25 protein-coding genes are annotated in these 23,279 nt (G+C 65.8%); 17 read left to right on the top strand and 8 right to left on the bottom strand.

Annotation, left to right across the window (positions count from 1 at the left end):
• Positions 1 to 186 precede the first annotated feature (186 nt).
• The 4 genes from purC to purQ all read left to right on the top strand — a co-directional run bounded on the left by purC (position 187) and on the right by purQ (position 2,410).
• Positions 187 to 954 carry a phosphoribosylaminoimidazolesuccinocarboxamide synthase gene (gene purC / locus LRC39_RS19605; protein WP_199851757.1) on the top strand — a complete coding sequence of 256 codons (768 nt, stop codon included), beginning with the start codon at positions 187 to 189 and terminating at the stop codon, positions 952 to 954.
• A 189-nt stretch (positions 955 to 1,143) separates the two neighbouring features.
• Positions 1,144 to 1,389: a phosphoribosylformylglycinamidine synthase subunit PurS gene (purS, locus tag LRC39_RS19600; protein ID WP_011159358.1), complete on the top strand. Its 246-nt coding sequence runs from the start codon at positions 1,144 to 1,146 to the stop codon at positions 1,387 to 1,389.
• A gap of 23 nt (positions 1,390 to 1,412) precedes the next feature.
• A complete protein-coding gene (locus LRC39_RS19595; protein ID WP_107356561.1) occupies positions 1,413 to 1,652 on the top strand; it encodes a hypothetical protein in 240 nt (79 codons plus the stop codon).
• Positions 1,653 to 1,708: 56 nt separating this feature from the next.
• On the top strand, positions 1,709 to 2,410 hold the full coding sequence (gene purQ / locus LRC39_RS19590; RefSeq protein ID WP_264053095.1) for a phosphoribosylformylglycinamidine synthase subunit PurQ: 702 nt from the start codon (positions 1,709 to 1,711) through the stop codon (positions 2,408 to 2,410).
• A gap of 243 nt (positions 2,411 to 2,653) precedes the next feature.
• Here purQ and purB read toward each other — a convergent pair whose 3' ends face one another.
• On the bottom strand, positions 2,654 to 3,961 hold the full coding sequence (gene purB, locus LRC39_RS19585) for an adenylosuccinate lyase (RefSeq protein WP_346295360.1): 1,308 nt from the start codon (positions 3,959 to 3,961) through the stop codon (positions 2,654 to 2,656).
• 652 nt (positions 3,962 to 4,613) lie between these two features.
• On the opposite strand from purB, the gene LRC39_RS19580 reads away from it, so the two are divergent.
• Positions 4,614 to 5,252 (top strand): hypothetical protein, encoded by a 639-nt coding sequence (locus LRC39_RS19580; protein ID WP_346295359.1) that lies wholly within the window; start codon positions 4,614 to 4,616, stop codon positions 5,250 to 5,252.
• Here the strand turns inward: LRC39_RS19580 and rpe are convergent.
• Positions 5,249 to 5,947 (bottom strand): ribulose-phosphate 3-epimerase, encoded by a 699-nt coding sequence (gene rpe / locus LRC39_RS19575; protein ID WP_346295358.1) that lies wholly within the window; start codon positions 5,945 to 5,947, stop codon positions 5,249 to 5,251. The genes LRC39_RS19580 and rpe overlap by 4 nt on opposite strands.
• A gap of 269 nt (positions 5,948 to 6,216) precedes the next feature.
• Here rpe and LRC39_RS19570 point away from each other — a divergent pair, with 269 nt between their 5' ends.
• A complete protein-coding gene (locus LRC39_RS19570) occupies positions 6,217 to 6,984 on the top strand; it encodes an EF-hand domain-containing protein (protein WP_346295357.1) in 768 nt (255 codons plus the stop codon).
• A 143-nt stretch (positions 6,985 to 7,127) separates the two neighbouring features.
• On the opposite strand, the gene LRC39_RS19565 is transcribed toward LRC39_RS19570, so the two are convergent.
• Entirely contained in the window at positions 7,128 to 8,132 is a 1,005-nt protein-coding gene (locus tag LRC39_RS19565; RefSeq protein WP_346295356.1) for a P1 family peptidase, read from the bottom strand.
• 146 nt (positions 8,133 to 8,278) lie between these two features.
• Here LRC39_RS19565 and LRC39_RS19560 point away from each other — a divergent pair, with 146 nt between their 5' ends.
• A complete protein-coding gene (locus LRC39_RS19560) occupies positions 8,279 to 9,013 on the top strand; it encodes a cytochrome c biogenesis CcdA family protein (RefSeq protein ID WP_346295355.1) in 735 nt (244 codons plus the stop codon).
• A 228-nt stretch (positions 9,014 to 9,241) separates the two neighbouring features.
• On the opposite strand, the gene LRC39_RS19555 is transcribed toward LRC39_RS19560, so the two are convergent.
• The 5 genes from LRC39_RS19555 to LRC39_RS19535 all read right to left on the bottom strand — a co-directional run bounded on the left by LRC39_RS19555 (position 9,242) and on the right by LRC39_RS19535 (position 14,497).
• Positions 9,242 to 10,348 (bottom strand): branched-chain amino acid ABC transporter substrate-binding protein, encoded by a 1,107-nt coding sequence (locus LRC39_RS19555; RefSeq protein ID WP_107345544.1) that lies wholly within the window; start codon positions 10,346 to 10,348, stop codon positions 9,242 to 9,244.
• Positions 10,349 to 10,525: 177 nt separating this feature from the next.
• The gene (locus LRC39_RS19550; RefSeq protein WP_107356554.1) at positions 10,526 to 11,266 is read right to left on the bottom strand and encodes an ABC transporter ATP-binding protein; all 741 of its coding nucleotides are present in this window, start codon (positions 11,264 to 11,266) and stop codon (positions 10,526 to 10,528) included.
• Positions 11,267 to 11,402: 136 nt separating this feature from the next.
• Positions 11,403 to 12,239, bottom strand: coding sequence for an ABC transporter ATP-binding protein (locus LRC39_RS19545; RefSeq protein ID WP_346295354.1), 837 nt, complete (start codon positions 12,237 to 12,239; stop codon positions 11,403 to 11,405).
• Entirely contained in the window at positions 12,236 to 13,567 is a 1,332-nt protein-coding gene (gene livM, locus LRC39_RS19540; protein ID WP_164573187.1) for a high-affinity branched-chain amino acid ABC transporter permease LivM, read from the bottom strand. The genes LRC39_RS19545 and livM overlap by 4 nt, the downstream gene beginning before the upstream one ends.
• Positions 13,568 to 13,579: 12 nt before the next feature.
• On the bottom strand, positions 13,580 to 14,497 hold the full coding sequence (locus LRC39_RS19535) for an ABC transporter permease subunit (protein ID WP_107345540.1): 918 nt from the start codon (positions 14,495 to 14,497) through the stop codon (positions 13,580 to 13,582).
• A 348-nt stretch (positions 14,498 to 14,845) separates the two neighbouring features.
• Between LRC39_RS19535 and LRC39_RS19530 the strand changes: the two genes are divergently transcribed.
• The 10 genes from LRC39_RS19530 (at position 14,846) to LRC39_RS19485 (ending at position 23,213) form a co-directional block, all read left to right on the top strand.
• Complete coding sequence (locus LRC39_RS19530; protein ID WP_346295353.1) at positions 14,846 to 15,025, top strand: hypothetical protein; 180 nt, start codon at positions 14,846 to 14,848, stop codon at positions 15,023 to 15,025.
• A gap of 300 nt (positions 15,026 to 15,325) precedes the next feature.
• Positions 15,326 to 15,853: a hypothetical protein gene (locus tag LRC39_RS19525; RefSeq protein ID WP_346295352.1), complete on the top strand. Its 528-nt coding sequence runs from the start codon at positions 15,326 to 15,328 to the stop codon at positions 15,851 to 15,853.
• 194 nt (positions 15,854 to 16,047) lie between these two features.
• The gene (locus tag LRC39_RS19520) at positions 16,048 to 16,512 is read left to right on the top strand and encodes a CoxG family protein (protein ID WP_011159342.1); all 465 of its coding nucleotides are present in this window, start codon (positions 16,048 to 16,050) and stop codon (positions 16,510 to 16,512) included.
• Between the two features lie 174 nt (positions 16,513 to 16,686).
• The gene (locus LRC39_RS19515) at positions 16,687 to 17,172 is read left to right on the top strand and encodes a (2Fe-2S)-binding protein (RefSeq protein ID WP_107345537.1); all 486 of its coding nucleotides are present in this window, start codon (positions 16,687 to 16,689) and stop codon (positions 17,170 to 17,172) included.
• Between the two features lie 75 nt (positions 17,173 to 17,247).
• Positions 17,248 to 18,054 carry an FAD binding domain-containing protein gene (locus LRC39_RS19510; RefSeq protein WP_346295351.1) on the top strand — a complete coding sequence of 269 codons (807 nt, stop codon included), beginning with the start codon at positions 17,248 to 17,250 and terminating at the stop codon, positions 18,052 to 18,054.
• A 19-nt stretch (positions 18,055 to 18,073) separates the two neighbouring features.
• Positions 18,074 to 18,982, top strand: coding sequence for an AAA family ATPase (locus LRC39_RS19505; protein ID WP_346295350.1), 909 nt, complete (start codon positions 18,074 to 18,076; stop codon positions 18,980 to 18,982).
• 319 nt (positions 18,983 to 19,301) lie between these two features.
• Positions 19,302 to 20,519 carry a vWA domain-containing protein gene (locus LRC39_RS19500; protein ID WP_346295349.1) on the top strand — a complete coding sequence of 406 codons (1,218 nt, stop codon included), beginning with the start codon at positions 19,302 to 19,304 and terminating at the stop codon, positions 20,517 to 20,519.
• 36 nt (positions 20,520 to 20,555) lie between these two features.
• A complete protein-coding gene (locus LRC39_RS19495) occupies positions 20,556 to 20,882 on the top strand; it encodes an XdhC family protein (RefSeq protein ID WP_011159337.1) in 327 nt (108 codons plus the stop codon).
• A gap of 31 nt (positions 20,883 to 20,913) precedes the next feature.
• The gene (locus LRC39_RS19490) at positions 20,914 to 21,615 is read left to right on the top strand and encodes an XdhC family protein (RefSeq protein WP_346295348.1); all 702 of its coding nucleotides are present in this window, start codon (positions 20,914 to 20,916) and stop codon (positions 21,613 to 21,615) included.
• A complete protein-coding gene (locus LRC39_RS19485) occupies positions 21,612 to 23,213 on the top strand; it encodes a molybdopterin-binding/glycosyltransferase family 2 protein (protein WP_346295347.1) in 1,602 nt (533 codons plus the stop codon). The genes LRC39_RS19490 and LRC39_RS19485 overlap by 4 nt, the downstream gene beginning before the upstream one ends.
• Positions 23,214 to 23,279 lie beyond the last annotated feature (66 nt).

The following is a 23,279-nucleotide window of genomic DNA, read 5'->3' as shown; positions in this document are numbered from 1 at the left end:
AGGGGTAAAACTCCCGGGCCACCCGGCCGGATCGATTGTATCGGGGGGGCCAATCAGCTAGGTTGCAGCGAGGCTGGGTTCTCGTTCTGTTTCCTATTCCTGGCCTTTCGGCAGCTCCGCCGTGGGCCGCTTTCGTCAGACGGAGCCCACCACCCGATGGATTTCAACAAAACACGGTACATCCCCATGAGCCGGCGACGTCGCATTTACGAAGGCAAGGCCAAGGTGCTGTATGAAGGTCCGGAACCCGGAACGCTGATTCAGCACTTCAAGGACGACGCCACCGCGTTCAATGCCAAGAAGCACCAGGTGATCGAGGGCAAGGGCGTCCTCAACAATCGGATCTCCGAGTACCTGTTTCAGCACCTCAACGACATCGGGGTGCCGACCCATTTCATCCGCCGCCTCAATATGCGCGAGCAGCTGATCCGCGAAGTCGAGATCGTGCCGCTCGAGGTGGTGGTGCGCAACGTCGCCGCCGGCAGCCTGTCGCAGCGGCTCGGGATCGAAGAGGGCACTCAGCTGCCGCGCTCGATCATCGAGTTCTACTACAAGAACGATCAGCTCAACGACCCGATGGTCTCGGAAGAGCACATCACCGCGTTCGGCTGGGCGACGCCGCAGGAGATCGACGACATCATGGCGCTGGCGATCCGCGTCAATGATTTCCTCACCGGTCTCTTCCTCGGCATCGGCATCCGGCTGGTCGACTTCAAGATGGAGTGCGGCCGGCTGTTCGAAAGCGAGATGATGCGGATCATCGTTGCCGACGAGATCTCGCCGGACAGCTGCCGGCTGTGGGACATCAAGTCGAACGAGAAGCTCGACAAGGACCGCTTCCGCCGCGATCTCGGCGGCCTCTTGGAGGCCTACACCGAAGTCGCCAAGCGCCTCGGCATCTTGATGGAAAACGAGCGCCCGGTCGGCTCCGGCCCGGTGCTGGTGAAGGGCTGAGGCTCAAGGCGGCGGGCGCAAGCGCGTTTCCAAGCGATGTCATTCCGGGGCGCGCGCCAGCGCGAACCCGGAATCCAGAAGTTATAGAACGATCGAGATTCCGGGTTCGCTCGCTGACCGCGAGCGCCCCGGAATGACGGATGGGGCGGAGGCTCTGCCCGGCATGACGAGGGGATCATCGAGGCGACCATGAAGGCACGAGTCACTGTTACCTTGAAGAACGGCATCCTGGATCCGCAAGGCAAGGCGATCGAGGGCGCGCTGAAGTCGCTCGGCGTCGCCGGCATCGCCAGCGTGCGCCAGGGCAAGGTGTTCGACATCGAGCTCGACGGCGCCGCCGACAAGGCCAAGGCCGAAGCCGCCCTCAAGGACGCCGCCGACAAGCTGTTGGCGAACACCGTGATCGAGAATTATCGCGTCGAGGTGCTGGGCTAAGCCGACGTTCAGAGGATCAGGTCATGGCTGACGTGAGCAATGAGTTGATTTTCGAGGTGCTGAAGCAGGTTCAGCAGCGATTGGACAAGGTCGACCATAAGGTGGACGAACTGAAGTCCGAAATGAACGCCATGCGTGGCTATTTGATTTCCATGCAACAGGACGTCCAGAACGTGTACGCAATCCTTGGTCGCTACGACGGCCGGCTCGAACACATTGAGCGCCGTCTCGAACTGAATGACGCACCGACCATCTCGACCTGACAAATAGCAGTCGACGAGATCGTCTCAGGCCCGCTCTACGCGAAATCGGAAATTGCATGAAATCCGCCGTTCTCGTCTTCCCCGGTATCAATCGCGAGCGCGACATGGCGCGGGCGCTGAAACTCGTCTCCGGCAACGACGCCGCGATGGTGTGGCACGCCGAAACCGAGCTGCCGAAGGGCACTGACCTGGTCGTCGTCCCGGGCGGCTTCTCCTATGGCGATTACTTGCGCTGCGGCGCGATTGCGGCGCGGGCGCCGGTGATGGACGCGGTGCGCAAGTTCGCCGCTGGTGGCGGCCTGGTGCTCGGCGTCTGCAACGGCTTTCAGATCCTGTGCGAGTCCGGCCTGCTGCCGGGCGTGCTGATGCGCAACGCGCGGCTGAAGTTTATCTGCCGCGACGTGCATCTGCGCGTCGAACGCAACGACACCCCGTTCACCCGCGGCTACAAGGCCGGCCAGGTGATCAAGGTGCCGGTGGCGCATGGCGAGGGCAATTACGAAGCCGACGAAGACACCGTGAAGCGGCTCGAGGGCGATGGCCGGGTGCTGTACCGCTACTGCTCGCCGGAAGGCGAAGTCGGCGAGAGTCACAATATCAACGGCGCCGCCGCCTCGATCGCCGGCATCGTCTCCGAGCGCGGCAACGTGCTCGGCATGATGCCGCATCCGGAAAACCACGTCGAAGACATCATGGGCTGCACCGACGGCCGCGGCCTGTTCGCCGGCCTCGCCCAGCATTTCGCCAAAGCGGCGTAAGCGGCGGCTCTTTGCTGATCTTCGTCATGGCCGGGCTTTGTCCCGGCCATCCACGCCTTTGTTGCAGATCGGCCTGAAGACGTGGATGCCCGGCACAAGGCCGGGCATGACGTGGCGAGGTATGCACCAGATCTCGGTGCTCGAGCGGGCGGCCGGTCCCATAACTATCAGGCTTGCTGCAGCCACAAAAAAGCCCCCGCAAACCGGGGGCTTTTCGTTGCGCGCCGCTGCTGGCGCCTTGCCTCAGCTCTCGCCGAACACCCGTTTGAAGATGGTGTCGACGTGCTTGTGGTGATAGCCGAGGTCGAACTGCTCTTCGATTTCGGCGTCGGTCATGTATTTCTTCATGCCCGGGTCGTTCTTCAGCAGCGTCAGGAAGTCGCCTTCGCCGCGCCACACCGGCATCGCGTTGCGCTGCACCAGCTTGTAGCTCTCCTCGCGCGAGCAGCCCTTCTGAGTCAGTGCGGTGAGCAGCCGCTGCGAGTGCACCAGGCCGCCGAGGCGGTCGAGGTTCTTGGTCATGTTCTCCGGATACACCACCAGCTTCTCGATCACGCCGGCGAGGCGGTTGAGCGCGAAGTCCAGCGTCACGGTAGCGTCGGGCGCCAGCATCCGCTCGGCCGAGGAGTGCGAGATATCGCGCTCGTGCCACAGCACCACATTCTCCATCGCCGGCATCACATAGGCGCGCACCATGCGGGCGAGGCCGGTGAGGTTCTCCGTCAGCACCGGGTTGCGCTTGTGCGGCATCGACGACGAGCCCTTCTGGCCCTCGGAGAAATACTCCTCGGCCTCGAGCACTTCGGTGCGCTGCAGATGGCGGATCTCGGTGGCGAGCCGCTCCATCGACGAGGCGATCACGCCGAGCACCGCGAAGAACATCGCGTGGCGGTCGCGCGGGATCACCTGGGTCGATACCGGTTCGACCGCGAGGCCCATCGCCTTTGCGACGTGCTCTTCGACCCGCGGGTCGATATGCGCGAAGGTGCCGACAGAGCCGGAGATCGCGCAGGTCGCGACTTCCTTGCGGGCGGCGACCAGGCGGTCGCGGGCGCGGCTGAATTCGGCATAGGCATAGGCCATCTTCAGGCCGAACGTCACCGGCTCGGCGTGGATGCCGTGCGAGCGGCCGATCGACGGCGTCATCCGGTGCTCGAACGCGCGGGCCTTCAGCGCCGCCAGCACGCGGTCGAGGTCGGCCAGCAGGATGTCGGCGGCGCGGGTCAGCTGGACGTTGAAGCAGGTGTCGAGCACGTCCGACGAGGTCATGCCCTGGTGCACGAACCGCGCATAGGGGCCGACGAACTCGGCCAGATGGGTCAGGAAGGCGATGACGTCGTGCTTGACCTCGCGCTCGATCTCGTCGATCCGCGCCACGTCGAACGCGGCGTCCTTGCCGCCCTTCCAGATCGCCTCGGCGGCCTCCTTCGGGATCACCCCGAGCGCAGCCTGCGCGTCGGAGGCATGGGCCTCGATCTCGAACCAGATCTTGAAACGGGTCAGCGGCTCCCAAATGGCAGCCATTTCCGGACGGGTATAACGCGGGATCATCGCAAACTCGTAGGTTTTGGGGGTTACGCCGCGCTTTAGCAGATCGGCGGGGCAGGGGCTAGGGACGGGGAGGGGGCAGGCCGGTGGGGGGCGCCGCCCACCCGTGTCCGATCGGCCCGTGTCCGGATGGAGCGCAGTCAAATCCAGGGGAGGCGACGGGGCTACCGACCTTGCCCAGTCATTCCCGATTGCGCGCTCTCGCGCGCAAGTCCGGAATCCATACCCCCCTGGACTTGCGTCCTCAACGCGGCGCTCGACCGTCGTGCTTTCACCACGCGCACAGGGGTTATGGATTCCGGGCTCGCGCTATCGCGCGCCCCGGAATGACGGACGAGACGGTGTGACACTTAGGCGGCGGCCTAACGACGTTCACAACCGCAGCCACATTCACTCCCGTCATGCGCGGGCTTGACCCGCGCATCCATCGCGCGCGCCGGCGCGCCGTTTTGCGAAGAGTGATGGATTGCCGGGTCAAGCCCGGCAATGATGGCGTTGATGTTTGCTCGAGCTAACCGGACGAGCGTCGCGACATCCGGAAAGCTGCGTCAGCTCCGTATAACGCTTCGCTCATGCTCGCTTCTTGCTAGGATCGTTAGGAGTGATGACACTCCGGTCATCGAACTTCACTGCGAACGTGGCCCGGGCTTGAAGCATGAGCCGTTCGGCAAAGATCCTGAAGTTGGTCCAGCCCACGGTGCCTGGTACCGTGCTCTGTCGCGACGTTCTGGTGCTCGCACCGACCAGCTACGTGCTGCGCGGGGTCTTTCTGAACACGACGTCGCAGAAGCACCACATGGATCTTTGGAGGGTGGTGATGCCGCTGCACCGCCCGCTCGACAATCTCGTGCTGACCTACGGGACTATCATCGCCGGGCCTGACGACCACCGCGTCAAGGTCGATGATGTCGAGGAAGCGGCCGAAGTGGTGAAGCAGTGCCTTCGCCACGAGGTCCAGGCGTTACGGGATATCGAAGGACCAGCGCAGTTCTTGCAGCATATCAGCCGAAGGAGCGGCGATGACTTCGAGGTGGTGCAACTCGACTTCGCGCTTGCGCATTTTCTGATCGGGAACCTCTCCGAGGCGCGGCGGATCCTGCGGTCGCAGGTGGAGAGCCCCGAGATTTATCCAACCCACAGGCAAGTCACGCGGCGGGCGTTCGATGCGTTGGAAGCTGGGCCGGAGGCGCTGCAACGTCTCATCGATGACTGGCGGGATGACAACGTTGCACGGTTTGGCCTCGAACCAACGAGCCGAAAGCCACCCGGCTTGCGGCTCGTCAGATCGACTTAAACCGCCTCGCCCCGCGCCTGCAGCGCGGCGTTGCGGATGCCGGCGATGTTGGTCTTGTACGCCTCCAGCGTGCCGCCCTTGAACACGGCGGAGCCGGCCACGAAGGCGTTGGCGCCGGCGGCGGCGAGTTCGCCGGCGACCTTGTCGGAGACGCCGCCGTCGACCTCGATGTCGATCGGGCGGCCCGCCACCATGGCGCGGATCTGCTTGATCTTCTGAACCGCGCTCGGAATGAACGCCTGGCCGCCGAAGCCGGGGTTGACCGACATCACGAGCACCAGATCGATGTCATCGAGCACGTATTCGATCGCGCTCGGGTGCGTGCCGGGATTGAGCGAGACGCCGGCCTTCTTGCCGAGCGCACGGATCGCCTGCAGCGAGCGGTGCAGATGCGGACCGGCTTCGGCGTGCACGGTGATGATATCGCAGCCGGCCTTGGCAAAGGCCTCGAGATACGGATCACACGGCGCGATCATCAGATGGGCGTCGAACACCTTCTTGGTGTGCGGCCGCATCGCCTTGATGACGTCCGGGCCGTAGGAAATGTTCGGCACGAAATGGCCGTCCATCACGTCGAGATGGAGCCAGTCGCAGCCGGCGGTATCGACCGCGCGGACCTCTTCGCCGAGCTTGGAAAAATCCGAGGCGAGGATCGAGGGCGCAATGGCGAGCGGACGGAGCGCGAAGGAGGACATCAGGGCTTCCAGGTGCGTGTGGGGTGGATCATCTTCGCTACCACGCCGCGCTGGTTCCCCGCAAATCCCGAGCTCGCGTCCGGGCCGTGCGGGCCCGGCAGGTTGTGCCGTATGGGGCAGAAATTGCCGTCTCGCCGGCCCGGCGCACGCGAAAAACGCCAGCATTTACGGAGGCTTCGCGGCTGGCACGGCGATTGCTGATCCGAAGCTTGGAATGATCCGTGCGTAGTTGCCGGCCGCGGCCAGCGGTGTAATGCGGAGCTTCGATCATGCTGCCTGCCATTGGCGCGCTGGGCGCGCTGTCCGGACTGCTCAATACGCTGAGCTCGACGTCGAAATCGTCGTCGCAGAGCACCAGCTTCACCAACCCGTTCGCCAGCTCGAGCAGCAGCACGAGCACGTCGTCGTTCCCGACCCTGTCGACCAGCGGCACCGGCTCGTTGCCGTCGAGCGGGCTGTCGCAGGAAACCATGCAGGCGCTGCTCGACGCGCAGAGCCAGCAGTCGACCTCCAGCTCCAGCTCGACCGCCTCGAAGACCCGCGACTCCGCGCTGAAGGATCTGTTCAAGCAGATCGACGCCGATGGCGACGGCTCGATCACCAAGAGCGAGTTCGAGAACGCGCTCGGCGCCGGCGGCACCAACGTCGCCAATGCCGACAAGGTGTTCGGCAAGATGGACGCCAACAACGACGGCAAGGTCAGCATGGACGAGATGTCGTCGGCGCTGAAGATCGGCCGTCGGCATCACGCGCATGGCGGCGGTGGTGCGATCGGTGGCAACAGCGGTGGCGGTAGCAGCGATCCGCTGCTGCAGGCGCTGTCCGGCTCCTCCTCGACCAGCGTCACCAATTCCGACGGCAGCGTGACCACCTCCGTCACCTACGCCGACGGCAGCAAGGTGACGATGACGTCGGCGGCGACCGGCTCCTCGTCGAGCAGCGCGACCTCGTCGTACAATTTCGTCGAGCAGCTGATCCAGCGCCAGGCGTCGCAGATCCAGGCGGCCTCGGCCAAGTCGCTGTCGGTCAGCGCCTGATCACCGACGCTCATTCGTGCTGATGTGTTGCCGGGCTCGACCCGGCAATCCATCGCCTTGGATAAGCAACACGGTGATCGGCGTGCATTGCGCGATCGATCCGCGGATGACGACCTCGAACGGCGCAGCGCTGCCGCTTCACATCATCGCTTCGAGCCGAACCGATCGCGCCACGCCGGCTGCGCGTCCTTGAACGGCAGCGCGGTGGCCTCATAGACACCGCGCGCGATCGCCCGCGCCACCGTGTTGGCCGCGATGGTGCCGAGCTCGGTGAGACCGGCCAGCGGCTCGACCGGTTTGACGCCGGTCGCCGCAGCGAACACCACGTCGCCGTCGAGCGGCGCATGCACCGGATAGATCGCGCGCGCGAAGCCGGTCTGCGCCAGCATCGCCAGCCGCTTCACCTGGGTCTTGGTCAGCGCCGCGTCGGTGACGACCGCGACCAGCGTGGTGTTCTCCACCGCGCTCGGCGTCGCTGCGCCCTTGAGCCGCACCTTGAGCATGTCGGGCGTGAAGCTGTCCGGCATGCCGAGCCCGCCGAACTCACCGTCCTGTTCGAACGGTGTCGACCAGAACCACGGGCCGTCGCCGATCGTGGCGCTGCCGATCGCGTTGACCACCGCAATGGCGCCCACAGTGACGCCGCCAGGCGTGGTCGCCGACGCCGAGCCGAGCCCGCCCTTCAGCGTCGCGGTGGTGGCGCCGAGGCCGGCGCCGACGCTGCCGAGCGCGAAGCTGTCGCCGGCGGCTTCGGCAGCCGCGTAGCCGAGATCGCGATACGGCGAGAACCGGCCCCAGGCCTTGTCGCCGCCGTTGATCATGTCGAACACCACTGCGCCGGGCACGATCGGAATCGTCGCGTTGCCGATCGCAAAGCCGCGGCCGCGCTCGGCGAGCCAGGCCTGCACGCCGCCGCCGGCATCGAGGCCGAATGCCGAGCCGCCCGACAGGGTGAAGCCGTCGACCTGCTCGACGGTGTTCACCGGTTCCAGCAGCACGCCGTCGCGAATTCCCGGGCCGCCACCGCGCACGTCGATCGAGGCGACCGCGGGTTTGTCGAACAGGATTGCGGTGACGCCGGAGGCGAGCTTGTGGTCGTGCGCATGGCCGACGCGGACGCCGGCGACATCGGTGATCAGGTTGTGCAAGATGGATCCGTCCGAGAGCTGAGCGAGGGCCGACATTGTCGGCATAAACAATTGGTCGAAGCAATCCCTCACGGTGCGATCACAAGGCGCGGAACGATGACGCAGCGGCTTGCATGGGCTTTACGCGCGGGTGCATGTAGCCGGCCATGATCCACGACGTCTCGATCCCTGCCGCCCTGATCGCCGGTCTGGTCAGCTTCCTGTCCCCCTGCGTGCTGCCGCTGGTGCCGCCGTACCTGATCTATCTCACCGGTGCGACCATCGAGCACGTCGCCGCCGACGAGACCGAGCGCACGTCGAAGCGTGCGGTGATGATCTCTGCGGCGATGTTCGTGCTCGGCTTCTCCACCGTGTTCGTCGCGCTCGGCGCCAGCGCCAGCCTGGTCGGCGGCCTGATCCGCGCCTATTCGGCGCAACTCGCGATCATCGCCGGTGTGGTGATCATCCTGATGGGTCTGCACTTCCTCGGCCTGACCCGGATCAACATCCTGATGCGCGAGGGCCGCCTGCCGATCCCGAAGCCCGTGGGGCTGTGGGGCGCTTACGTGATGGGCCTTGCGTTCGCGTTCGGCTGGACGCCGTGCATCGGCCCGATCCTCGCTGCGATCCTGTCGGTGGCCGCGGCCGAAGCGACGGTGGCCAAGGGCGCCGGCCTGCTGGCGGTGTATTCGCTCGGCCTCGGCGTGCCGTTCCTGCTCGCCGCGCTGATGGTCGAACAGTTCTCCGGCCTGTTCGCCCGAATGAAGAAACATCTCGCCACGGTCGAGCGGGTGATGGGCGTGCTGATGGTCCTCACCGGCATCGGCTTCCTCACCGGCGCCATCAGCGACGTCTCGATCTGGCTGCTGAACACCTTCCCGGCGCTGGGGAATATTGGGTGAGGGCACCGCCGCGGAACTGATGCGGCGCTGCTCATCATCGAAGGCGTATCCCATTCACGATCGTCATCCTCCGCGAATGCGGAGGATCCAGTATCCCAGAGTGTTCATTGCTCTACATGAGTAGCAACGCTCTGGAATACTGGGCCGCCCGGTCAATCCGGGCGGTGACGGTTTGTGGGCGGGATGATGGTGAGCGCCGCGGGAGCCGCGGCGCGACGATCAGTCGGCTCAGTTGCCGATCTCGGCGTAGCCGCCCTTGGCGTCCCATTTGTAGACGACGTAGTCGATCGCCTTGATGTCGCCCTTGGCGTCGAAGGCCATCTTGCCGAGTACGGTGTCCCACTCGCCGGCCTTGATGGTGTCGATCACCTTCTTCGGGTCGGTCGACTTGGCCTTCTCGACCGCCTGCGACCACACCTGGAACGCCGCGTAGGTGTAGAGGGTGTAGCCTTCCGGATCGATGCCCTTGCCCTTGAAGGTTTCGACGATCTGCTTGGCGGTTGGCTTGTTGCGCGGGTCGGGGCCGAAGGTGAACAGCGTGCCGGCGGCGAGCGGGCCGGTGATCGAGGCGAATTCCTTATCGTTCATCGCGTCGCCGGCCATCATCACGGTGCTGAGGCCCTGGTCGCGCATCTGGCGCAGGATCAGGCCGGCCTCGCGGTGATAACCGCCGATGTACACCAGATCGATGGCATCGCGCTTCAGCCGCGACACGATCGAGTTAAAGTCGTTGTCGCCCTTGTTGTAGGATTCGAACATCTTCTCCTGGAAACCGGCCTTGTTCAGCGCCTTCTTGGTCTCGTCGGCCAGACCCTTGCCGTAAGTGGTCTTGTCGTTGAGGATTGCGACGTTCTTGCCCTTGTAGTTCTTCAGGATGTACTCGGCGGCGACCAGGCCCTGCTGATCGTCGCGGCCGCAGACGCGCAGCACGTTCCACAGCTTGCGCTCGGTGAACAGCGGGTTGGTGGAGGCCGGCGTGATCTGCAGCACGTTGCCGTCGGCGTAAGCTTCCGACGCCGGGATCGACGACGACGAACAGAAGTGACCGGCGACGAACGGGATGCCGTCACCGGCGATCTTCTCGGCGACCGAGCGCGCCTGCTTCGGATCGCAGGCATCGTCTTCGACGTCGAGCACCAGCTTCTTGCCGAGCAGACCGCCCTTGGCGTTGAGATCGACCACCGCCTGTTCGGCGCCGTTCTTGAGCTGCCGGCCGAACGCGGATTCGCCGCCGGTCATTGGACCGGCGACCGAGACCTTGATGTCCTGCGCCAGCGCCGTGGTCGAGAGCGCCAACGAGACGCCGAATGCCAAACCGAGAAGCTTGAGTGTCATCGATGAATCCTTGCGATGGATTTGCAAACGAAAAGCCGCGCCCAGGCAGGCCCGAAGCGCCAAACCGGCCGGCATTGTTGGCTGATTTTCACGACAAGTCATCGACAAAATACGGCGCCGGCGGCACCCGGTTGCCGCATTGTGCCGCAGGACTCGCGGGCACGGGGAGGGACTACCTCAGCTGCCGCGGCCGCCTTCGAGATACGCGGCTCGCACTTCCGGCCGCGCCAACAGATCGGCGCCGGTACCGCTCATGGTGATCAGGCCGTTGACCAGCACGTAGCCGCGATGCGCCAGTTTCAGCGCGTGGTTGGCGTTTTGCTCGACGATCAGCACGGTGAGCCGGTCCTGCTTGTTCAGGGTGCGGATCGCGTCGAAGATCTGCCGGGTGATCAGCGGCGCGAGGCCGAGCGACGGCTCGTCGAGCAGCAGCAGGCGCGGCCGGCTCATCAGTGCGCGGCCGATCGCCAGCATCTGCTGCTCGCCGCCCGACAGCGTGCCGCCGCGCTGGCCGAAGCGTTCGCGAAGCCGCGGAAACAGCGTCAGCACGCGTTCGAGCGTCGCGGCGCGTTCTTCGTTGCTGCCGGTTCCGGCATCGGCGCCCATCTGCAGATTTTCAGCGACGCTCATCCGCGGGAAGATGCGGCGGCCCTCCGGCGACTGCGCGATGCTCATCCGTGCGATCAGATGTGTCGGCCGCGCGGTAATATCGACGCCGTCGAACACGATGCGGCCGGCCTTGGCGCGCGGCTTGCCGAAGATCGACATCATCAGCGTCGACTTGCCGGCACCATTGGCGCCGATCAGCGCCACGATCTCGCCGGGCGCGATCTCGAGATCGACGCCCTTCAGCGCCTCGATCTTGCCGTAGGCGGCGCGGAGGTTTTCGATTTTGAGCAGGGGGGCGGTGGAGGTCATGATGCGACCTCGCCACGCTCACTTTCGTCATGCCCGGGCTTGACCCGGGCATCCACGGACACAAGCACAGCCTTGCCCGCGGGCTTGGATGGCCGGGTCAAGCCCGGCCATGACGGAGTACATGGGGGGAGGCAAATCACAGCCCGAGCTCCTGCTCGACCTTTTCGACTTCTTCGTCCTCGACGCCCAGATAGGCGGCGATGACGCGGGGGTCGTCGCGGATCTCGCGCGGGGTGCCGTCGGCGATCTTGACGCCGTGGTCGAGCACGACGACGTGGTCGGAGATTTCCATCACCACGCTCATGTCGTGTTCGATCAGCAGGATCGAAGTGCCGCCGGAGCGGATCTTGCGAAGCAACTGGCTGAGTTCGCCGCTCTCGCGCGCGTTGAGGCCGGCTGCCGGTTCGTCGAGGCACAGCAGCACCGGTTCGGTGCACATCGCGCGCGCGATTTCCAGCCGGCGCTGATCGCCATAGGGCAGGTTGCCGGCGGCATCGTCGGCGCGGCTGCGCAGTCCGATCTGGTCGAGCCAGTAGGTTGCCCGTTCGATCGCCTGCTTCTCGGCCGCGCGCCACGACGGCGCGCCGAACAGGCCGAGGAAGGTGAGGCCGGAGGCGCGCATCAGCGCGTTGTGCTGCGCCACCATCAGGTTCTCCAGCGCCGTCATGCCGGGGAACAGCCGGATGTTCTGGAAGGTGCGCGCCACCTTGGCGATCTTGGTGATGCGGAAGTCGTTGAGCCGGTCGAGCCGGTGGGTCTCGCCGCCATCATGCGTCAGGCTGATCTCGCCGGCGCTCGGCCTGTAGAAGCCGGTGATGCAGTTGAACACCGTGGTCTTGCCGGCGCCGTTGGGGCCGATCAGCGCGGTGATCTTGCCGCGGTGCGCGGCGAACGACAGGTCGTTGACGGCGAGAATGCCGCCGAACCGCATGCTGAGGCCGCTGACGCGCAGGATGTTCGGGTGCGCGCTCATCCGTGGCCTTCCTTGACGAGGTCGGACGAGATCGCTTGCTTGTGGTCGAGATACACGGTCGGGGCGCGATGGCCGATCAGGCCGCGCGGCCGCCAGATCATCAGCAGCACCATCGCCATGCCGAACACCAGCATGCGGAACTGATCGAGACCGCGGAACAGTTCGAAGCCGCCGATCAGCGTCACCGCGGCGAGCGCGACGCCGAGCTGCGAGCCCATGCCGCCGAGCACGACGATCGCCAGCACCAGTGCCGATTCCTGGAAGGTGAACGACTCCGGCGAGATGAAGCCCTGCCTTGTGGCGAAGAACGCACCCGCAAAACCGCCGAACATCGCGCCGGTGGCGAAGGCGGTAAGCTTGGTCGTGGTGGTGTTGATGCCAAGTGCGCGGCAGGCGACTTCGTCTTCGCGCAGCGCTTCCCAGGCGCGGCCGATCGGCAGCCGGCGCAGCCGAATCGTCGCCCAGTTGGTGATCAGCGCCAGGATCAGGATCAGATAGAACAGGAACACGAGGCGATGCGTCGGCGAGAACGGAATCCCGAGCTGCGCCGCCAATCCGTTCGGTCCCGGCGCCAGCGGAATGCCGAACAGCGTCGGGCGCGGAATGCCGCTGATGCCGTTGGGGCCGCCGGTCAGCGTCTGCCAGTTGATGATGACGAGACGGATGATCTCGCCGAACGCCAGGGTGACGATGGCGAGATAATCGCCGCGTAGTCGCAGCACCGGGAAGCCGAGGATCATGCCCCAGAACGCGGCGAGGATGCCGGCGAGCGGCAGGCAGATCCAGAACGACAGGCCGAAATTGGTGGCGAGCAGCGCGTAGGAATAGGCGCCGACCGCGTAGAACGCCACGTAGCCGAGATCGAGCAGCCCGGCGAGGCCGACCACGATGTTCAGCCCCCAGCCAAGCATCACGTAGGTCAGCACCAGGATGCCGAGATCGAGAATGTAGCGCTGATTGTAGAAGATCACCGGCACCAGGAAGGTGAAGATCAGCAGCGCCGGAGCGACGACGCGGCCGGCCAGGCCGAGCGTCTTGCGCGCGCCGGCCGGCATCATCTTCGAGGTGTCGACCGGGCCCCACCACATCCGCAGCAGTTCGACCACGATCGAGCCGACGAACACGCCGCCGACCATGCCGGCGAGATCGCCGAACCGGGTCCAGTAGATCAGGCCGCCCTCAGGGCCGGCCTCGGTGCGGACGCCGATCATCAGCGAAAATAAAACCAGCGCCACGAGGGCGCTGATCAGGGCTTTCTTGAAGATGAAACCGACGCCGACCGTGGCGGCGGCGACAGGGGCAGCAGCAGCGTGCGCGAGTTTTGCCACGTCGGCGCCCGCTCAGACTTTTTCGACTTCCGGCCGGCCCAGCAGGCCGGTCGGCATGAAGATCAGCACGATGATCAGGATCGAGAATGCCGCGACGTCCTTGTACTCGACCGAGAAATAGGCCGACCAGAAGGTCTCGATCAGGCCGATCAGCAGGCCGCCGAGCATCGCGCCGGGCAGAGAGCCGATGCCGCCGAGCACGGCCGCGGTGAACGCCTTGATGCCGGCGATGAAGCCCATGAAGAAGTCGATCAGCCCGTAATACAGCAGGTACATCATGCCCGCGACCGAGGCGAGCGCGGCGCCGATCACGAAGGTCATCGAGATGGTGCGGTCGACGTCGACGCCGAGCAGTGCCGCCATGGTCTGATCCTGCTCGCAGGCGCGCATGTCGCGGCCGAGCCGGGTCTTGGCCACCAGCCAGGTGAAGATGCCGAGCAGCACCACGGTGGTGACGACCACCAGGATCTGGACGTTGGAGAGCTGGACGTTGAAGCCGTCGGCGCTCTCGTGCAGCGTGTAACCGCCGGTGATGATCGGCGGCACCGGCTTGACGCGGGCGCCCTGCGACACCTGGGCGTAGTTCATCAGCACGAACGACATGCCGATCGCCGACAGCATCGGGGCGAGGCGGAACGAGTGCCTGAGCGGGCGGTAGGCGATGCGCTCGACCGTCCAGCCGTACAGCGCGGTGATCGCCATCGACACCAGCAGCACCACCAGGAGGATCAGCGGCACGAAGCTGAGGCCGAACGACACCAGGATCAGGAAGCTGATCAGCGCGATGAAGCCGCCGATCATGAAGATGTCGCCATGGGCGAAATTGATCATGCCGACGATGCCGTACACCATCGTGTAGCCGATCGCGATCAGGCCGTAGATCGAGCCGAGCACGAGACCGTTGATGAGCTGCTGGGCGAAATAGTCCATGCGCTGCCGTCGTCAGAGGACTCGAAAGAGTGGGACTCGTAGGGTCGTGGATTGCGATCCGAACGGCCCCGCGGCGGAGATCGCGCTCGCATTGCACACACGATGCGGCGAGGGCCCCGGCAGCCGGAACGTCGCTTCGCTTTGGAATTTTCTAACAGTGGGTCGCGATCGCGGCAACAGCGCCTGATTACAACCTTCTTCCCTGTGGACGGCCGTAGCGGCCTGTACGGTTCCCGTGGGCGCGATGTTGCCGCGCAAAAGCCGCGCAAAGATCACGCCGATCCGCGCAACCGCAGGCGCATGATGGTTGTTGTCGGTGTGGGCGCGACACTCTGAAGGAGACCATCGATGTCGAATCAGAATCAGCAGAAGCCGACCCCGAGCCAGACGTCCCCCGGCCAGCAGCAGCAGGGCAGCGGTGCCCGTCCGGGGCAGCAGCAGCAGGATCCGAACCGGCAGGGTCAAGACCGGCAGCAGGGCGGCCAGCAGCATGGTGGCCAACACGGCGGGTCCGGCCAGGGCCGCTGACGTAACGATCGCCCGGCCGCAGCTTTCTCCAGACGGCTGCGCCCCGAGGCGACAGCAGGGAGCCCCGCCCCACGGCGGGGCTTTCCGCGTCTGGATAGGTCTCGTCGCAACCGCCATCACGTGCAATCCGACGCAAGTTTCGTGCCGAACAGCCGAGCTCAGGCTCCTCAAGGCCGCCATCCACAGTCGTCAACCGCCGTTAAGGTTAACAAAGCCTTTCCATTGCTGCTGATGGTTAACCTGGGGTTAGCTCTGGCCGCGCGCCGTCGGATTCGGCGTGCTGGCTGGTGGGGCACGGCGATGAAGACGGATTGGCGGATCAGTTCGGTGAACGGAGTTCTGCTGGCGGCCTACATCACGCCGACCTGGCTGATCGTGGGGTATCGGCTGTTTGTCACCCCGATCCACGCGCTGTACGACCGGCCCAATATCTCGGTGGCGATCTTCGTCAGCGATCATCTGCATCTCAGCGCGATGGCGACCATCCGGATGGCATGGCTGCTGGCGCTCGCCAAGCTGACGGTCGCCGGCTTCCTGCTGGTGTTCTCGGCGCTGCTGACGCGGCGCTCGGTCCGTCTCTCCGGCGGCTGCAATGAGGCGCTGGCATTCGCGCTGGCGCTGGGCAGCGTGATCTCGTTCGCCAGCATGGTGATGGCTTCGCAGGTCGCCGAGCCCGAAGCGATGCGGCTGCATGCCACCGAGTTGCTGCTGTTTCTCGGCACCGCGATCCTGATGCTGGTCGAGCCAACGGCGCAATCAGCGGCTGTACCAAGCACCGGCACGGCGACGTTCGAACCGAACTATCCGGCCGCAGCGCAACGCTCCTGATCGCTTTTGTCCGGCTGTCGTGCTTGCTTGACGCTGGCGCTAGGGCCGGGCGCTACCTATCTCACCGCCTCACGACTGCTAGCGCCGCCGATCGTTCGGGGTGGTGTCGCGATACTTTTTCTTTGCCGCCCGGCGTGCTTAAGTAGTCGCAATGCCGCCGTCCGAGGCGGCCGCCGATCCGGGAGGAAATATCCATGGCCATGACGATGAACGGCGAAGTCCAGTTGGACGCGCCGAAAGATTTGGTGTGGAGCAAGCTCAACGATCCGGAAGTGCTGAAGGTCTGCATTCCCGGGTGCGAGGAGCTTGAAAAGACCGAAGACGACAGCGGTTTTCGCGCTGTGGCAAAGTTGAAAGTCGGCCCGGTATCGGCCCGGTTCAAGGGCAAGGTCACGCTGTCCGATCTCGATCCCCCGAACGGCTACAAGATCACCGGCGAAGGCGAGGGCGGCGTTGCCGGCTTTGCCAAGGGCGGTGCCACGGTCGGCCTGTCCGACAAGGACGGCGGCACGCTGCTGTCCTACGATGTCGAAGCGCATATCGGCGGCAAGCTGGCGCAGCTCGGCCAGCGACTCATCAACGGCTCTGCCAAGAAGCTCGCCGACGAGTTCTTCGCCAACTTCTCCAAGGCCGTGCAGAACGGCAACGGCGCGGCCTGACGGCGCTGCGGCGCCCGATCACGCGGATGTCATTACACGGCCGCGGCTCCGGCGCGGCCCGAGCCGTTCGCGGTTGCCGATCCTGGGGTTGCCCCGTAAGATCGGTTCAAGAAACACAACTAAAAGACGAATGATCGCCGTGCAACGCGGCGGTGCGCATTGAAGAGAGGGCCGATGGCCAAGATTTCCCTGATCGTCAATGGCAACCCTGTGACCGCGAACGTCGATCCGCGCACGCTGCTGGTGCAGTTTCTGCGCGAGAACCTGCGGCTCACCGGCACGCATGTCGGCTGCGATACTTCGCAGTGCGGCGCCTGCGTCGTGCATCTCGACGGCAAGGCGGTGAAGTCCTGCACCACGCTGGCGGTGATGGCCGACGGCCACGAAGTGACGACGATCGAAGGGCTCGCCGCCGACGGCGCGCCGCTGCATCCGATGCAGGAAGCCTTCCGCGAGAACCACGGCCTGCAATGCGGCTTCTGCACCCCGGGCATGATCATGACGGCCGTCGACATGGTGCACCGCAAGGGCCACGACCTCTCCGACGAGACGATTCGCGAAGAGCTCGAAGGCAATCTCTGCCGCTGCACCGGCTATCAGAACATCGTGGTGTCGATCGCGGCCGGCGCCAAGGCGATGGCGAACTCCGACCGCAGCTGACCGGCACTGCGCCGGCCCGCTTCAACGAGGCCGCGCGGCACGCCCAACGAGACGCAGGAAGCTCAGGGAAGCGCAATGTACGAATTCAAATATCACCGCCCCGGGACCGTTCGCCAGGCCGCCAATCTGCTGTTGAAGAACGAGGACGCCAAGCTGATCGCGGGTGGCCACACGCTGCTGCCGGTGATGAAGCAGCGCCTCGCGGCGCCGCCGCATCTGATCGATCTGTCGCATATCGAAGGCCTCAACGGCATCGAGATGAAGGGCCGCTCGCTGGTGATCGGCGCCACGGCCAAGCACGCCGAAGTCGCGAACTCGGCGATCGTCGGCGAGGCGATCCCGGCGCTGGCCGAGCTGGCGTCGCTGATCGGCGATCCGGCGGTGCGCCACAAGGGCACGATCGGCGGCTCGCTCGCCAATAACGATCCGACCGCGGACTATCCGGCGGCCGTGCTGGCGCTCGGCGCCACCGTGGTCACCAACAAGCGCAAGCTGAAGGCCGAAGAGTTCTTCCAGGGCATGTACTCGACCGCGCTCGAGCCGGACGAGATCATCACCAAGGTACAGTTTCCGCTGCCGAAGAAGGCCGCCTACATCAAGTTTCGCAACCAGGCATCGCGCTACGCGCTGGTCGGCGTGTTCGTTGCCCGCCGTCCGTCGGACGTCCGTGTCGCGGTCACCGGCGCCGGTGCGGATGGCGTGTTCCGCGTCACCCAATTCGAAGAGGCGCTGAAGGCGCGGTTCAATTCCAAGGCGATCGACGGCCTGCACGTTTCGGCCGACGGCTTGAACAGCGACCTGCACGGCAGCGCCGAATATCGGGCGCATCTGATCGGCGTGCTGACCAAGCGTGCGGTCGACGCCGCCAACGGCAAGGCGTGAGCCTGGACACGGATCGGCCATGACCGCAGCCGCGCCTCCCGCCTCCGTCGACGCCACGCTCGAACTGCTGACGAGCCGCGGCTATCTCGCCGAGCGGTCGCTGGCGACGGTGGTGTTTCTGGCGCTGCGGATGGGCCGGCCGCTGTTTCTCGAAGGCGAGGCCGGCGTCGGCAAGACCGAAATCGCCAAGGTGCTGTCGGCCGCGCTCGGCCGCCGGCTGATCCGGCTGCAGTGCTACGAGGGGCTCGACGTCGCTTCCGCGGTGTATGAGTGGAATTCGTCGGCGCAGATGATCGCTATCCGGCTGGCCGAAGCCGCCGGCGACACCGACCGCGATCAGCTCTCCAGCGACATCTTCTCCGAGCGCTTTCTGATCAAGCGGCCGCTGCTGCAGGCGTTGGAGCCGGACACGGCGGGCGCGCCGGTGCTCCTCATCGACGAGCTCGACCGCGCCGACGAGGCGTTCGAGGCTTATTTGCTCGAAGTGCTCAGCGACTTCCAGGTCACCATTCCGGAGTTCGGCACCATCAAGGCGCCGGCGCCGCCGATCGTGATCGTGACGTCGAACCGCACCCGCGAGATCCACGACGCGCTGAAGCGGCGCTGCCTGTATCACTGGGTCGACTATCCGAACGCCGAGCGCGAGCTGGCGATCGTGAAATCGCGCGTGCCGGGGATCTCGGCCAAGCTGTCACAGCAGGTGGTGAACTTCGTTCAGGCGCTGCGCGAGCAGGATTTCTACAAATCGCCTGGCGTAGCCGAGACGCTCGACTGGGCGACCGCGCTGACCGAACTCGACGCCCGCGCACTCACGGCGGAAGTCGTCGGCGACACCCTCGGCGCGCTGCTCAAGTACCAGGACGACATCGCCCGGATGCAAGGCGACACCGTGCAGAAACTGGTCAAGGACGCGACGAACGAGAGGTAGTCAGACTCTTTGCGTTCGTTGTGAAGCTCGGCCTTTGCAGTATCGGCAGCGCGCTCCCTCTCCCGCTTGCGGGGGAGGGCCGGGGTGGGGGAGCCCCAGGCACCGTGCTCGCGTCGCCCTCACCCCACCCCTCTCCCGCAAGCGGGAGAGGGAGCAGGCCGCGCGAGCGGCGAGGTTGTGCACTGACTAGGAGTTCGTCATTCCGGGGCGCGAGCGAAAGCTCGCGAACCCGGAATCTGAAGCCGGCACTGACGTCGAGATTCCGGGTTCGCGCCTTCGGCGCGCCCCGGAATGACAAGTTGAGAGAGCGTGGCAAACGATGCAGCGTAATCCGACCGCGATGATCGATCATCTCAATCCGCCGACCGGCAAGATGGCGGACAATGTGGTCGGGTTTGCGCGGGCGCTGCGGGCGGCGGGGCTGCCGGTCGGGCCCGGCGCGGTGATCGATGCGCTGGATGCGCTGCAGCTGATCGAGATCGGCCATCGCGACGATCTCTACGCCACGCTGGAAGCGATCTTCGTCAAGCGCCGCGAGCATCTGCTGATCTTCGATCAGGCGTTTGCGCTGTTCTTTCGCGCCGCCGAGGACTGGCAGCATATGCTGGACTCGATCCCGCTGCCGGACGCCGCCAAGAAGAAGCCGCCGCCGGCCTCGCGCCGGGTGCAGGAGGCGATGTCGCCGGCGGCGACGCGCGACATGCCATCGGCCGAGGAGCAGGAGCTGCGGCTTGCCGTCTCCGATAAGGAGATCCTGCAGAAGAAAGACTTCGCGCAGATGAGCGCCGCCGAGATCGCCGAGGTCACCCGCGCGATCGAGCGGATGCGGCTGCCGCAGGCCGAGCTGCGCACCCGGAGAGTGCGGCCCGAGCGCCGCGGCCTCAAGCTCGATCTGCGCCGCACGCTGCGGGCCTCGTTGCGCACCGGCGGCGAGGTCGTCGACATTCGCAAGCTCGGCCTGATCGACAAGCCGGCGCCGATCGTGGCGCTGCTCGATATCTCCGGCTCGATGAGTGAGTACACAAGGCTGTTCCTGCACTTCCTCCATGCCGTCACCGACGATCGCAAGCGGGTGTCGACCTTCCTGTTCGGCACGCGGCTGACCAACGTCACCCGCGCGCTGCGCCAGCGCGATCCGGACGAGGCGCTGGCGAGCTGTACCTCCTCGGTCGAGGACTGGGCCGGCGGCACCCGGATCGCGACGTCGCTGCACAGCTTCAACAAGCTGTGGGCGCGGCGGGTGCTCGGCCAGGGCGCGATCGTGCTGCTGATTTCCGACGGGCTGGAGCGCGAGAGCGACTCCAAGCTGGCGTTCGAAATGGACCGGCTGCACCGCTCCTGCCGCCGGCTGATCTGGCTGAATCCGCTGCTGCGCTACGACGGCTTCGAGCCGCGCGCCCAGGGCATCAAAATGATGCTACCCCACGTTGACGAATTCCGCCCGGTGCATAATTTGACCTCGATGCACACGCTGATCGCGGCGCTGTCGTCGGCACCGCCGCCGCACCATTTCAGCACGATCCGATCCGTCGCCTGACCGGCGCCCAGCAGCCAAGCAAGAGGAGACGCCTCCATGCAGCTCGACCGCGACGAAGACATCCTGCGAGCCGCCGAGGACTGGCGTAAAGCCGGCCGCGGCGTGGCGCTCGCCACCGTGGTGGAAACCTGGGGATCGGCGCCGCGTCCCGCCGGCTCGAGCCTGGTGATCAATGACGAGGGGACCTTTCTCGGCTCAGTGTCGGGCGGCTGTGTCGAAGGCGCGGTGGTGACCGAAGCCCTCGATGTGATCGACAGCGGCACGCCGAAGCTGCTGGAATTCGGCGTCGCCGACGAGACCGCCTGGAAGGTCGGGCTGAGCTGCGGCGGCACCATCCGGGTGTTCGTCGAAAAGGTCGATTAGTTCGGCGCGGCGAGGAAGTGGGGCTTAGCCTGTGAAGTTCGAGATCCTGCAGCAACTCAACGCCGAACGTGTGGCGCGGCGGCCGGCGATCGTGGTGACCGACACCGCGACCGGCACGCAGCGGCTGGTGAAAGCCGCCGACATCGCCGCCGATCCGCTTGCCGCCGAACTCGGCAAACAGCTCCGCATGGGCAAGAGCGCCAGCATCGAGGTCGACGGCAACAAGCTGTTTCTCAACGTCTATGCGCCGACCGCGAAGCTGGTGATCGTCGGTGCCGTGCACATCAGTCAGGCGCTGGCACCGCTGGCGCGCTCGCTCGGTTACGACGTCACCGTGGTCGATCCGCGCACCGCGTTCGCGAGCCCTGAGCGTTTCCCCGACGTGCCGCTGATCGCCGAGTGGCCCGATGTGGCGCTGCCGCCGCTGAACATCGATCACTACACCGCCTTCGTGGCGCTGACGCACGATCCGAAGATCGACGATCCGGCGCTGCTGCACGCCTTCGCGCGCGACTGTTTTTACATCGGCGCGCTCGGCTCGAAGAAGACCCATGCCAAGCGGTTGGAGCGGCTGAAGGGGCAGGGCGCTTCCGATGCCGACCTCGGCCGCATTCACGCGCCGATCGGGCTCGCCATCGGCGCAGTGTCGCCGTCCGAAATCGCGGTGTCGATCATGGCGGAGATCACCGCAGCGCTGCGACTGCCGGCATCGTCCAAGGCGGCCGCGGCATGAAGTTCGGCCCGCGCCGTCCGGCCGATGCGATCGGCGGCGTCACCGTGCATTCGCTGCGGCAGAACGGTCTGCTGCTGAAGAAGGGCACGACGATCGGTCCGGCCGAAGTCGCTGCCTTGGAGAAGGCCGGCATCGCCGAGATCGTGGTGGTTCAGCTCGAGCCCGGTGACGTCTCGGAGGATGTCGCGGCCGCGGATGTGGCAGGCGCGGTCGCCGGCGATGGCGTGACGGTCGACCGTGCTTTTACCGGCCGCGCCAATCTGTTCGCGGCACGGACCGGCGTGCTGGTGATCGATCGTGCCGTGGTCGATCGCGTCAACGCCGTCGATGAAGCGATTACGCTCGCGACGCTGCCGGCGTTCAAGCCGGTGGTCGAAGGTGAGATGGTCGCCACCGTCAAGCTGATCCCGTTCGGTGTCGAAGGCCGCCTGCGCGACGCCGCGGTGGCGGCGGCGCAGGGCGGCGCGCTGCGGGTCGCGCCTTACGTGATCAAGCGCGTCGGCGTGGTGTCGACGCTGCTTCCCGGCCTTGCCCCGAAGGTGATCGACAAGACGCTGCGCGTCACAGCCGAGCGGCTGGCGCCGGCCGGCGCAGAGATCATTGCCGAGCGCCGCGTCGCGCATGAAGAGGCTGCGCTGTCGGCTGCGATCCAAGAGCTTGTTGGGCTCGGCGCCGAGATGGTGATCGTGTTCGGCGCCTCTGCGATCGCCGACCGCCGCGACGTGATCCCGGCGGCGATCGGCGCGATCGGCGGCTCAATTTCGCATTTCGGCATGCCGGTCGACCCGGGCAATCTGCTGCTGGTCGGCGCGGTCTCGGGCGTGCCGCTGCTCGGCGCGCCGGGCTGTGCGCGCTCGCCGGTCGAAAACGGGTTCGACTGGGTGTTGATGCGGCTGCTCGCGGGGCTCACCGTCACCCGCGCTGATATCACCGCGATGGGTGTCGGTGGCCTGCTGATGGAAATCGTGACGCGGCCGCAGCCGCGCGTACCGGTCGCCGAAAGTGGCCGCAATGTCGCGGCGATCGTGCTTGCCGCCGGGCGCGGCACGCGGATGGGCGGGCCGAACAAGCTGCTCGCCGACCTCAACGGCAAGCCGCTGGTGCGCATCGTCGCCGAGCAGGCGCTGGCCTCGCAGGCCGCGCGCACCATCGTCGTCACCGGCCATCAGGCCGGCGAGGTCGAAGCGGCGCTGCACGGGCTCGATCTCACCTTCGTGCACAATCCCGACTTCGCCCAAGGCATCGCGTCGTCGGTGAAGGCCGGCATCGCGGCGCTGGGCGAGGATGCCGACGGCGCGATTGTCTGCCTCGGCGACATGCCGCTGATCGACGCCGCCTTGATCGACCGGATGATCACCGCGTTCGATCCCGATCGCGGCGCGCTGATCGTGGTCCCGGTCGCCGAGGGACGCCGCGGCAACCCGGTGCTGTGGTCGCGGCGGTTCTTTGCCGAACTGATGACGCTCGGCGGCGATGTCGGCGCACGGCATCTGATCGCCAAGCACGGCGAAGCGGTGACCGAAGTGCCGGTCGAAGGCGAAGCGGCGTTCCTCGACATCGACACCCCGCAAGCGCTCGATCAGGCGCGGCGCGGCTAGAGCAGTTACGCGTTAGATATAATCGGAGCGCAGTTCGGCGCGCTTACTAAAATCACAACCTCATGG

The organism is Rhodopseudomonas sp. P1 (assembly GCF_039642825.1).
GTDB classification, from domain to species: domain Bacteria; phylum Pseudomonadota; class Alphaproteobacteria; order Rhizobiales; family Xanthobacteraceae; genus Rhodopseudomonas; species Rhodopseudomonas palustris_H.
Note: the sequence above shows the minus strand (reverse complement) of the source record. Positions and strands in the feature narration are given on the sequence as shown.

Excerpts from the sequence above, each read along its gene's own strand:
- purB (WP_346295360.1), bottom strand. The coding sequence starts at position 3,961 with ATGATCCCGCGTTATACCCGTCCGGAAATGGCTGCCATTTGGGAGCCG.
- purQ (WP_264053095.1), top strand. The coding sequence starts at position 1,709 with ATGAAATCCGCCGTTCTCGTCTTCCCCGGTATCAATCGCGAGCGCGAC.
- LRC39_RS19485 (WP_346295347.1), top strand. The coding sequence starts at position 21,612 with ATGAAGTTCGGCCCGCGCCGTCCGGCCGATGCGATCGGCGGCGTCACC.
- LRC39_RS19500 (WP_346295349.1), top strand. The coding sequence starts at position 19,302 with ATGCAGCGTAATCCGACCGCGATGATCGATCATCTCAATCCGCCGACC.
- rpe (WP_346295358.1), bottom strand. The coding sequence starts at position 5,947 with ATGTCCTCCTTCGCGCTCCGTCCGCTCGCCATTGCGCCCTCGATCCTC.
- LRC39_RS19580 (WP_346295359.1), top strand. The coding sequence starts at position 4,614 with ATGAGCCGTTCGGCAAAGATCCTGAAGTTGGTCCAGCCCACGGTGCCT.
- purS (WP_011159358.1), top strand. The coding sequence starts at position 1,144 with ATGAAGGCACGAGTCACTGTTACCTTGAAGAACGGCATCCTGGATCCG.
- LRC39_RS19550 (WP_107356554.1), bottom strand. The coding sequence starts at position 11,266 with ATGACCTCCACCGCCCCCCTGCTCAAAATCGAAAACCTCCGCGCCGCC.
- LRC39_RS19525 (WP_346295352.1), top strand. The coding sequence starts at position 15,326 with ATGAAGACGGATTGGCGGATCAGTTCGGTGAACGGAGTTCTGCTGGCG.
- LRC39_RS19505 (WP_346295350.1), top strand. The coding sequence starts at position 18,074 with ATGACCGCAGCCGCGCCTCCCGCCTCCGTCGACGCCACGCTCGAACTG.
- LRC39_RS19530 (WP_346295353.1), top strand. The coding sequence starts at position 14,846 with ATGTCGAATCAGAATCAGCAGAAGCCGACCCCGAGCCAGACGTCCCCC.
- purC (WP_199851757.1), top strand. The coding sequence starts at position 187 with ATGAGCCGGCGACGTCGCATTTACGAAGGCAAGGCCAAGGTGCTGTAT.
- LRC39_RS19545 (WP_346295354.1), bottom strand. The coding sequence starts at position 12,239 with ATGAGCGCGCACCCGAACATCCTGCGCGTCAGCGGCCTCAGCATGCGG.
- LRC39_RS19495 (WP_011159337.1), top strand. The coding sequence starts at position 20,556 with ATGCAGCTCGACCGCGACGAAGACATCCTGCGAGCCGCCGAGGACTGG.
- LRC39_RS19520 (WP_011159342.1), top strand. The coding sequence starts at position 16,048 with ATGGCCATGACGATGAACGGCGAAGTCCAGTTGGACGCGCCGAAAGAT.
- LRC39_RS19510 (WP_346295351.1), top strand. The coding sequence starts at position 17,248 with ATGTACGAATTCAAATATCACCGCCCCGGGACCGTTCGCCAGGCCGCC.
- LRC39_RS19515 (WP_107345537.1), top strand. The coding sequence starts at position 16,687 with ATGGCCAAGATTTCCCTGATCGTCAATGGCAACCCTGTGACCGCGAAC.
- LRC39_RS19570 (WP_346295357.1), top strand. The coding sequence starts at position 6,217 with ATGCTGCCTGCCATTGGCGCGCTGGGCGCGCTGTCCGGACTGCTCAAT.
- LRC39_RS19555 (WP_107345544.1), bottom strand. The coding sequence starts at position 10,348 with ATGACACTCAAGCTTCTCGGTTTGGCATTCGGCGTCTCGTTGGCGCTC.
- LRC39_RS19595 (WP_107356561.1), top strand. The coding sequence starts at position 1,413 with ATGGCTGACGTGAGCAATGAGTTGATTTTCGAGGTGCTGAAGCAGGTT.
- LRC39_RS19560 (WP_346295355.1), top strand. The coding sequence starts at position 8,279 with ATGATCCACGACGTCTCGATCCCTGCCGCCCTGATCGCCGGTCTGGTC.
- LRC39_RS19535 (WP_107345540.1), bottom strand. The coding sequence starts at position 14,497 with ATGGACTATTTCGCCCAGCAGCTCATCAACGGTCTCGTGCTCGGCTCG.